We start from the raw sequence: 2,877 nt of genomic DNA, 5'->3' as shown, positions 1-2,877 counted from the left end.
AAGCTCATTCGATTCCCTCCGATCACGAGATTTACCGGCAACACTTCCAAGAAAAGTATAACACACTATACTTTACATGCGTAAAGGTGTGCTCTCCGAGGGTGAGTGCAGGGGTGACTTCCTCCTACCGGATGCTGTCCTTCCCCCAAGTTCAAGTGCAAGAAAAAAGCGTCCGGCTGCGGACGTTCTTTTCCCATAGATCAAGAGCAAGTACCCCCTTTTCAAAAAGGGGTACCCACTAACCCAAAATCCCCTCGCCGGGTGGCAGGTTCTCACATGGGGTGAGAACCAAAAACAGGGTGAAGAATCACCTCACGTGTCCACTCCTTAAATTCCTTCCACTAGCGTTCCAGTCAGACATTTACCGTGGACACTTATCGATGTGCTTCTTTTCTCCTCAAAGCAAAAAAGACCGTCAAATTGACGGTCTACTATGTGATTAAGTAATGACGAACGCCCTCGTTCGTCATTACTGGCATAAGCGCGCCGGATACGAGCGGCGGTAAGTCGCCCTATTACCGTCTATTTATCGCCGTTATTGCAACATTCTTGTATAATCGCATTATCGCATAATTATCGAGGGGTGAGCTCATGCTTGAAAGCAGTTACCGAACGGGTCAAATCGCAGAACTATTAGAAGTTAGCACGTCGTCAATTCGTAAATATGCCGCAGCTGTTGAAAAGCACGGTGCTACGTTTGTAAAGGACGATAAAGGCGAGCGTATATTTACCGAACAAGATCTTGCTGCATTCCGGCATTTACGAAAACTAATTACTGGCGGTAATACGATGGATACCGCCGCAATCAACGCAGCTACACTATTAAAGAACAATAAGGAGATAAGAACGCAGACTGGCGAAGTATTGGCAAATAACGATCGCGAACTATTTGTCGAAATGGCGAATCGTATTGAGACGTTGACAAAGCAGAACGAGGCGCTAGTAGAGGCAGTAAACGAAATGCGACGGGGACAAGCGCACATAATGGTGACATTGAAACGATTGGAAGAGCCACTGAAAGAAGAAGTGGCTTCAGGAATTGTAGAAGAAAGGGTGACAAAGCCACGTAAGTGGTGGCAGTTTGGACGTTAAGAGAGAATGACGTATCCCAACATCCAGTTGAGGAAATAAAGAACGGTCGCCTTTGGAACAACGACCGTTGAAATTCATTTAGACGGAAAGAAAATTGCAACCAGTACATTTAGCTATCTTGATTCTGTTGTAGCTCATCGACCACTCTCTGAACAAGGTTAACTGTAAATTCAAATTCTTGTTTTCTGACTACTGAAATCAATTGCGATACCATCATCAAAATTTCACTGGGCATGGTTTCGACTGTCATCTTTTTACCATTAAATTCATTATTAACAAGCTCTGCAATTTCATCGACACTTTGTTCCTTATGAGATTCAAACATTTCTTTGGCTAGTTCAAGTACATCTATTTGTTTCATATGCTTCACCACCTATCAATTCTGGATAGGAAAATTATAACAAAGAAAGAAGCTTTAGGAATGAATCTATAATACAACTCTACTACCCTTCACTACCAAATCAAGAAGTATTTAACTTGATATTTCCATCCTCAACTTTGCTTCATGTATGATGCTTAATTATTATTTTTCCCTATTTTTTAAAGGATTAATAGCAAATAATTGGAAATTAAGTTATTATAAAGATAGTTTATATTAATAATTCTAATATTTTATTGTAAAGGGGTATTACTATGAAACTTAACCAAAACTATTTGTATATTGCTCTGTTTATAGGTTTGTTTGCTATTTTAGTAGGTACAGATTATAACAATCAAAGTGAGTTTAACTGGACAAAAAACCTTCTTATGTCCGGTGTCTTTATTGTTCTTTTCATCCTTATCATGGGAAGTACGCTAAAAAAAGCTATAAATAAAAAAGACTCAGACTCTCAATGAGAGTCTGAGTCTTTTTTATTTAATTATTTAGCTCTTAATGGCAAACACGAGAAGAAGTAGTATGAAAGGGTAAGTCCAATAGTAACTATATTTCCTTTAACTCCTACTTTTAGAAGTAAGCCTGCTGCTTTTGTAAAATTACGCTGCCAGAGGTAAGTAACGATAGTTTGATATGTGGAGAAACTAATCACCTGTTTATAGGTGGCCTTAATTTTATTATTTATACAACGATCTACTTCAGCAGAATCAGTGATTACTCCTGGTGTAACTGGATCAGTAGTGACTAAGCCACCCCCCGGTTTCGTTGGATGTGGTAAAAGTACAATTCACCTGGTGCCGGTGCTTGAAGATGTGAAACTCCTAGATCAGAACCATACTCTGCTTCAATTTTATCAATATCAAAACCTAAAAAAGTTCCATTGTCATCATAAATTGAGGCTTCATCGTGCACGAACTCTAGTTGAGCTGCCACTGCTTCAATTTCTGCGTTACTAATTACATTCCCTTCGCTATCTAGCATAAGTTCTGAAGCATCTACGCGAGTAGAAAGGCTCAAGGTAGCTACAAACATTGAAAATGTCATAGCTAATGTTAATAAAAATCTAAAATTATTCTTCATGTCCATCCCCCTTATTTTGAATCTCCATACTATTGTAACAACCATTAGAAATAATTTCCATATTTTATAAAAATATATTATTAATACTAATTATGGGATTAAAACCTAATTGATTTTTTCTATGTCGATATATTGGGTTTTAATAGAGAAGTATGGCAACTAGGTTCATTAAAAAAAGACTGCCATGTAAAAGGCAGCCGATTTGTTCAGAAAACCAGGAGTTAATGTACACCCCCTATTTACAGTGTTTTCTCAGGTTTGGCACTTTCATTCATGTTCAAGAACTCGTTCAACAATCTAAGTTCACTAACCTATACGAAACTAAGTAT

General features: G+C 38.3%; 4 protein-coding genes. 2 read left to right on the top strand and 2 right to left on the bottom strand.

The window, feature by feature from the left end; translation table 11 throughout:
• Positions 1-591: 591 nt before the first annotated feature.
• Positions 592-1,092, top strand: coding sequence for a MerR family transcriptional regulator (locus tag ACFPYN_RS09730; RefSeq protein ID WP_377733840.1), 501 nt, complete (start codon positions 592-594; stop codon positions 1,090-1,092).
• A gap of 109 nt (positions 1,093-1,201) precedes the next feature.
• On the opposite strand, the gene ACFPYN_RS09725 is transcribed toward ACFPYN_RS09730, so the two are convergent.
• On the bottom strand, positions 1,202-1,453 hold the full coding sequence (locus tag ACFPYN_RS09725; protein ID WP_377733839.1) for a hypothetical protein: 252 nt from the start codon (positions 1,451-1,453) through the stop codon (positions 1,202-1,204).
• A gap of 272 nt (positions 1,454-1,725) precedes the next feature.
• Here ACFPYN_RS09725 and ACFPYN_RS09720 point away from each other — a divergent pair, with 272 nt between their 5' ends.
• Positions 1,726-1,929, top strand: a complete 204-nt coding sequence (locus ACFPYN_RS09720) for a hypothetical protein (protein WP_377733837.1) — start codon at positions 1,726-1,728, stop codon at positions 1,927-1,929.
• 283 nt (positions 1,930-2,212) lie between these two features.
• Here the strand turns inward: ACFPYN_RS09720 and ACFPYN_RS09715 are convergent, their stop codons facing one another.
• On the bottom strand, positions 2,213-2,548 hold the full coding sequence (locus tag ACFPYN_RS09715) for a hypothetical protein (RefSeq protein WP_377733836.1): 336 nt from the start codon (positions 2,546-2,548) through the stop codon (positions 2,213-2,215).
• Positions 2,549-2,877 lie beyond the last annotated feature (329 nt).

The sequence above is a fragment of the Paenisporosarcina macmurdoensis genome (genome assembly GCF_042658845.1).
In the GTDB taxonomy this organism is placed as follows: domain Bacteria; phylum Bacillota; class Bacilli; order Bacillales_A; family Planococcaceae; genus Paenisporosarcina; species Paenisporosarcina macmurdoensis.
The sequence above is the reverse complement of the archived record's forward strand: the minus strand, read 5'-3'. Positions and strand labels throughout refer to the sequence as shown.